General features: G+C 72.4%; 6 protein-coding genes. 3 read left to right on the forward strand and 3 right to left on the reverse strand.

Annotated elements, in window-relative coordinates; all coding sequences use genetic code 11:
• Positions 1-195 precede the first annotated feature (195 nt).
• Genes EST54_RS24675 through EST54_RS24685 form a run of 3 tightly spaced genes read left to right on the forward strand, consistent with a single transcriptional unit; the run spans position 196 to position 3,277 of the window.
• Positions 196-1,503: a magnesium transporter MgtE N-terminal domain-containing protein gene (locus EST54_RS24675; RefSeq protein WP_129249913.1), complete on the forward strand. Its 1,308-nt coding sequence runs from the start codon at positions 196-198 to the stop codon at positions 1,501-1,503.
• Positions 1,493-2,074 carry a DUF1003 domain-containing protein gene (locus EST54_RS24680; RefSeq protein WP_129249914.1) on the forward strand — a complete coding sequence of 194 codons (582 nt, stop codon included), beginning with the start codon at positions 1,493-1,495 and terminating at the stop codon, positions 2,072-2,074. Before EST54_RS24675 ends, EST54_RS24680 begins: the two co-directional genes overlap by 11 nt.
• A 42-nt stretch (positions 2,075-2,116) precedes the next feature.
• Positions 2,117-3,277, forward strand: coding sequence for an Mrp/NBP35 family ATP-binding protein (locus EST54_RS24685; protein WP_129249915.1), 1,161 nt, complete (start codon positions 2,117-2,119; stop codon positions 3,275-3,277).
• A gap of 99 nt (positions 3,278-3,376) precedes the next feature.
• On the opposite strand, the gene EST54_RS24690 is transcribed toward EST54_RS24685, so the two are convergent.
• The 3 genes from EST54_RS24690 to EST54_RS24700 form a co-directional block, all read right to left on the reverse strand.
• Entirely contained in the window at positions 3,377-4,021 is a 645-nt protein-coding gene (locus EST54_RS24690; protein WP_129249916.1) for a hypothetical protein, read from the reverse strand.
• A gap of 117 nt (positions 4,022-4,138) precedes the next feature.
• Positions 4,139-4,624, reverse strand: coding sequence for a sec-independent translocase (locus tag EST54_RS24695; protein ID WP_129249917.1), 486 nt, complete (start codon positions 4,622-4,624; stop codon positions 4,139-4,141).
• 116 nt (positions 4,625-4,740) lie between these two features.
• Positions 4,741-6,002, reverse strand: a 1,262-nt coding sequence (locus tag EST54_RS24700; RefSeq protein ID WP_129249918.1) for a S1C family serine protease, incomplete at its 5' end; no start/stop codon positions are given.

Below are 6,002 nucleotides of genomic sequence, written 5' to 3' on the forward strand. Positions count from 1 at the left end.
GTCGGCTCTGCCTCCTGATGCGGGTGATCTCGACAGCAGTACGGCAGCGTACCTGGGACACGCACGGTCGTCGGCGGGGTGCGCGGCGGTCACCCTCCGGCGCTTCCACCGGGGCGGCGCCGACGAGGGCGCGTTAGCCTGAACCCGGATTGATGCCGTATTCCGGACCTCATGGGAGAAAGGGCGGCGCTCGGCATGGCAGTCGTGACTCCCCGGGTCTTCGTCTCCCATCTGGCCGGCAGCGCCGTCTTCGACCCCAACGGCGACCCGGTCGGCCGGCTGCGGGACCTCGTCGCGCTGCTCCGGGTCGGCGACCGTCCGCCGCGGCTCCTCGGGGTGGTCGTCGAGGTGATCAGCCGGCGCCGGATCTTCGTCCCCATGACCCGGGTGACCGGTGTGGACTCCGGCCAGATCGTCATCACCGGTGTGGTCAACATGCGGCGCTTCGAGCAGCGGGCGTCCGAGACGCTGGTGCTCGGCGAGCTGCTCGACCGGCGGGTGCGGCTGGTGGAGACCGGCGAGGAGGTCACCGTCCTGGACATCGGCATCACCCAGCTGCCCGCACGGCGCGACTGGGAGATCGAGAAGGTCTTCGTCCGCAAGGGCAAGGGCCGGGGGCTGCGCCGCAAGGGCGAGGCGCTGACCGTGGAGTGGTCGGCGGTGACCGGCTTCTCGCTGGAGGAGCACGGCCAGGGCGCGGAGAGCCTGCTGGCCACCTTCGAACAGCTGCACCCGGCCGACCTCGCGGGCGTCCTGCACCACCTCTCCCCCAAGCGGCGGGCCGAGGTCGCCGCCGCGCTCGACGACGACCGGCTCGCCGACGTCCTGGAGGAGCTGCCCGAGGACGACCAGGTCGAGATCCTCGGCAAGCTGAAGGACGAGCGGGCCGCCGACGTCCTGGAGGCGATGGACCCCGACGACGCCGCCGATCTGCTCTCCGAACTGCCGGAGGAGGAGAAGGAACGGCTGCTGGCGCTGATGCGGCCGGAGGAGGCCGCGGACGTGCGGCGGCTGATGGCGTACGAGGAGCGGACCGCGGGCGGGCTGATGACCACCGACCCGATCGTGCTGCGCCCGGACGCGACCGTCGCGGACGCGCTGGCCCGGGTGCGGGATCCGGACCTGTCCCCCGCGCTGGCCGCCCAGGTCTACGTCTGCCGGCCGCCCGACGAGACCCCCACCGGCAAGTACCTGGGTCTGGTGCACTTCCAACGGCTGCTGCGCGACCCGCCGTTCACCCTCGTCAGCTCGATCGCCGACACCGATCTGCCGGCCCTGCCGCCGGACACCCCGCTGCCGGAGGTGACCAGCTATCTGGCCGCGTACAACATGGTCGCGGCACCGGTCGTGGACGAGAGCGGGGCCCTCCTGGGCGCGGTCACCGTGGACGACGTGCTGGACCATCTGCTGCCGGACGACTGGCGCGAGGACGGGCTGCACGGCTCCGCGGCGGCGGGTCTGACCGGCGGCGGGAGCCCGGGGAAGGCCGCGGATGGGCGCTGAGGAGCGGGACGGCGGCAGGGAACGGACGCGCGCGAACGGCGCCTCGGCGCTGCGCCGGGGCGCCACCGACCGCCCCCGGGCGCGTATCGACCAGCCGCGCGCCCCGCGCCGTACCTTCCTGCCGGAGTACGACCCGGAGGCGTTCGGGCGGCTCTCGGAGAAGATCGCCCGCTTCCTGGGGACCGGCCGCTTCATCGTCTGGATGACCGTCACCATCATCCTGTGGGTCATCTGGAACACCACCGCACCCGGCCCGCTGCGGTTCGACCGGTACCCGTTCATCTTCCTGACCCTGGCGCTGTCGCTGCAGGCGTCGTACGCGGCGCCGCTGATCCTGCTGGCCCAGAACCGCCAGGGCGACCGCGACCGGGTCACCCATGAGCAGGACCGCAAGCAGAACGAGCGCTCCATCGCCGACACCGAGTACCTGACGCGGGAGATCGCGGCGCTGCGGCTCGGCCTGGGCGAGGTCGCCACCCGCGACTGGCTCCGCTCCGAGCTCCAGGACCTGCAACGGGATCTGGAACAGGCGCGGCCGGCCGCCGCACGGAGTGATGAACGCGACCGCTGACGGGCTTACCGGAGGCCCCCTCATGAGCCGTACCATCGGGGCATGGCTACCGACACCCCCTCAGGCGCCGCTCCGAGCGAGGACGCGATCCGCGAAGCGCTCGCGACGGTGAACGACCCCGAGATCCACCGCCCCATCACCGAGCTGGGGATGGTCAAATCGGTGGACATCGCGGCCGACGGCGCGGTGGCGGTCGTGGTCTACCTCACCGTCTCCGGCTGCCCGATGCGCGAGACGATCACCAGGACGGTGCGGGAGGCCGTCGAGCAGGTCGAGGGCGTCACCTCCGTCGCCGTCGAGCTGGACGTGATGAGCGACGAGCAGCGCAAGGAGCTGGCGTCGTCGCTGCGCGGCGGCACCGCCGAGCGCGAGGTGCCGTTCGCCCAGCCCGGTTCGCTGACCCGGGTGTACGCCGTCGCCTCCGGCAAGGGCGGCGTCGGCAAGTCGTCGGTGACGGTCAACCTCGCCGCGGCGATGGCGGCCGACGGGCTGAAGGTCGGTGTCGTGGACGCCGACATCTACGGCCACTCCGTGCCCCGGATGCTGGGCGCCGACGGCAAGCCCACCCAGGTCGAGAACATGATCATGCCGCCGTCGGCGAACGGCGTGAAGGTCATCTCGATCGGCATGTTCACCCCGGGCAACGCCCCGGTCGTCTGGCGCGGCCCGATGCTGCACCGCGCCCTCCAGCAGTTCCTCGCCGACGTCTACTGGGGCGACCTGGACGTCCTCCTCCTGGACCTGCCCCCGGGCACCGGCGACATCGCCATTTCGGTGGCGCAGCTGGTGCCGAACGCCGAGATCCTGGTGGTCACCACCCCGCAGCAGGCCGCCGCCGAGGTCGCCGAGCGGGCCGGTTCGATCGCCGTGCAGACCCACCAGAAGATCGTCGGTGTCGTGGAGAACATGTCCGGGCTGCCCTGCCCGCACTGCGACGAGATGGTCGACGTCTTCGGTACCGGCGGCGGCGAGCGGGTCGCCGAGGGCCTGACGAGGACGACCGGCGCGCAGGTGCCGGTGCTCGGCGCCATCCCGATCGATGTCCGGCTGCGCGAGGGCGGCGACGAGGGCAAGCCGGTCGTGCTGACCGACCCCGACTCCCCCGCCGGCGCGGCGATCCGGTCGATCGCCGGCAAGCTGGGCGGCCGGCAGCGGGGCCTGTCCGGCATGTCGCTGGGGATCACCCCGCGCAACAAGTTCTGACGGCCGCGGGCCGCCGCGGGACGGGCCACCGCCCGCGCCGGCTCCCGCGCACGACGAAGGGGCGGGCCCGTACGGGTCCGCCCCTTCGTGCCGTGCCGTTCAGCCCGCGTACGCGGTGAGGTCCTTGATCACCGAGAAGCCCAGCCCGTAGGCGCTCATCCCGCGCCCGTAGGCGCCGATGTGCACCCCCTCGGGGCCCTCGTTCGCCGAACCGGCCAGCACCCAGCCGTACTCGGACTCGCGATAGGCGAACGACGTGGGCACGCCGTCCACCGGCAGCATCAGCTCGCTCCAGCCCCCGCCGCCGAGGTCGTCGGCCAGCTCCCAGGCGAGCATCGTCTGCTGGTCCAGCCAGTCCTGGCGCAGCGTCCGGTCCATCTGGGTCGGCCAGGTCTGCGCGAGCAGCCCGGACCCCGCGAGCCAGGCGGCCGTCGAGACCGAGGTCGCCTCCAGTACGCCGGTGCCGTCGCCGCTGCGCCGTACGGGGCGGCTGGCGACCGTCACCACCACGGCGAACCGCTCGTCCTGCGGCGGCTCCACCTTGATGGTCGGCTCTTCGCCGTGCCCCGTGGCGCCGTGCTCGACGGTGCCGTCGGCGGCCGCCCCGACCCGCATCAGCCAGCGCGGACCGGTGAACGCCTCGTCGAGGCCGTACCACGGGAATGCGGCCAGCAGATAGCCGTCGACCTTCCGGCCGGCTTCGGCGGCCGCCTCGTGTGTCGCTGACGGACTCGTCGTCTCCATCTGCGCGAAGCCTCCTAGTTGCCCTGCGTCGTGGGCGGCCCGCCCCCCTCAGGCGACCGAACCCCGGACAACCGGAGCATAGCCATAGGCGTCAACACAGCCGGTCATATCATGTGGTCAGGTGGCGTCCGCGTCGAACGGCGGACGCTCGCCCGGCTCCGCACCCTGAGGCTTCTTTCGCAGGTCAGGGGTGCCGGCGGAGGCGGCCGGGGACCCCTTGGACAGGCTGGGACCTGAGCCGTTCGAGGGCGTGGCGGACGACGCGCCGTCATGGCCGTTGACGGCGTCGGTGACCTCTGCCATCTCCTTCTTCAGGTCGAAGCCGTTACGGATCTCCTGAAGGTCCTTGAGGCCGTACTCGTCCTTCTCCAGGACGTGCTTGCGCACGAAGTTCTTGGGCTTGAGGTCCTCGAACTCGAAGTCCTTGAACTCCGGCCCCAGCTCGCTGCGGATGTCCTCCTTGGCGCTGTCGGAGAACGCCCGCACCTTGCGGATGAAGGTCATGACATCCTGGATGACCTTGGGGAGCTTGTCCGGACCGAAGATGAGCACGGCAAGGATCACGAGCGCGACCAGCTCGAGGGGTCCTATGTCGAAGAACACCGTGCAGCTCCCTTGGGTATCCGCGGCCTTCGTATGCCTTTGGGCCAGGCCGCCTCTCACCGTACCTGGCCCCGTACGTCAGACGGGAGTCGCCCGTACCAACACCATGCAAACGATCACCCGGTGCTGGAAGAACCCAGACTGAGCCGAACGGACCGCTCCTTGCCGCCCCTTTGGAGGGTCAGCGCCAGGGTGTCGCCCGGCCGGTGGCTGCGGACCTTGACGATCAGCTCCTGGCCGCTGTGCACCGGGGTGCCGTCCACCTCGGTGATCACATCGCCGGCCTTGATCCCGGCCTTGGCGGCGGGGCCGCCCGGGGCGACCGGCTGCTTGCCGTCCTTGCTGTGCTCGCCGACCCGCGCCCCGTCACCGGCGTACTCCATCTCCAGCGTCACGCCGATCACCGGGTGGGTCGCCTTGCCGGTGTTGATCAGCTCCTCGGCCACCCGCCTGGCCTGGTTGATCGGTATGGCGAAGCCCAGCCCTATGCTGCCGCCCTGGCCGCCGCCTTCCAGGCCGCCGCCGCTGTCGGCCGCGCGGATGGCGCTGTTGATGCCGATCACCCGCGCCCTGGTGTCGACCAGCGGGCCGCCGGAGTTGCCCGGGTTGATGGGGGCGTCGGTCTGCAGCGCGTCCACGTAGGACACATCGCTGCCGTCGCCCTTCTGGCCGCCCGCGGTGATCGGGCGCTGCTTGGCGCTGATGATCCCGGAGGTGACGGTGTTGGCGAGGTCGAACGGTGCGCCGATCGCCACCACGGGGTCGCCGACCCGCACCGCGTCGGAGTTGCCGAGGGGCAGCGGCCGCAGCCCCGTGACGCCCTCCACCTGGACGACGGCGAGGTCGTAGCCGCCGTCCTGGCCGACGACCCTGGCCTTGGCCGTCTGGCCGCCGCTGAAGGTCACCGAGATCTCGCCGCCGGTGGCGGCCGGTTCGACGACGTGGTTGTTGGTGAGGATGTGCCCCTGGTGGTCGAGGACGAAGCCGGTGCCGGTGCCCTGTTCGGCGCTGCCCCGGACATGGATCGTGACCACGCCGGGCAGCGCGGCCTGCGCGATCCCGGCGACGCTGTCGGGCTTGCGGCCGCCCTCGTCCCCGCCGGCCTGCGGCAGTTGGATGTCGTTGAACCCGCCGTAGCGCTCGACGTAGGCGCCGACGCCGCCGCCGACGCCGCCCGCCAGCAGCGCGAGCGCCACCGCGGCGGCGATCACCGGCCCCCGGCGGCGGGCGCGCGGCGGGGCGACGGGTGCGCCCTGCAGCGGCGCGCTCCAGGGGTCGTACTGGTGCCAGGCGCCGTGCGGCGCGGCGGCGTGGCCCGCGGCCGGGGCCGCTCCGGGGTCGCCGGGCGGTGCGGCGGCCGGCGGGGGCGGGCCCGCGG

The organism is Streptomyces sioyaensis, assembly GCF_004122735.1.
GTDB lineage: Bacteria > Actinomycetota > Actinomycetes > Streptomycetales > Streptomycetaceae > Streptomyces > Streptomyces sioyaensis.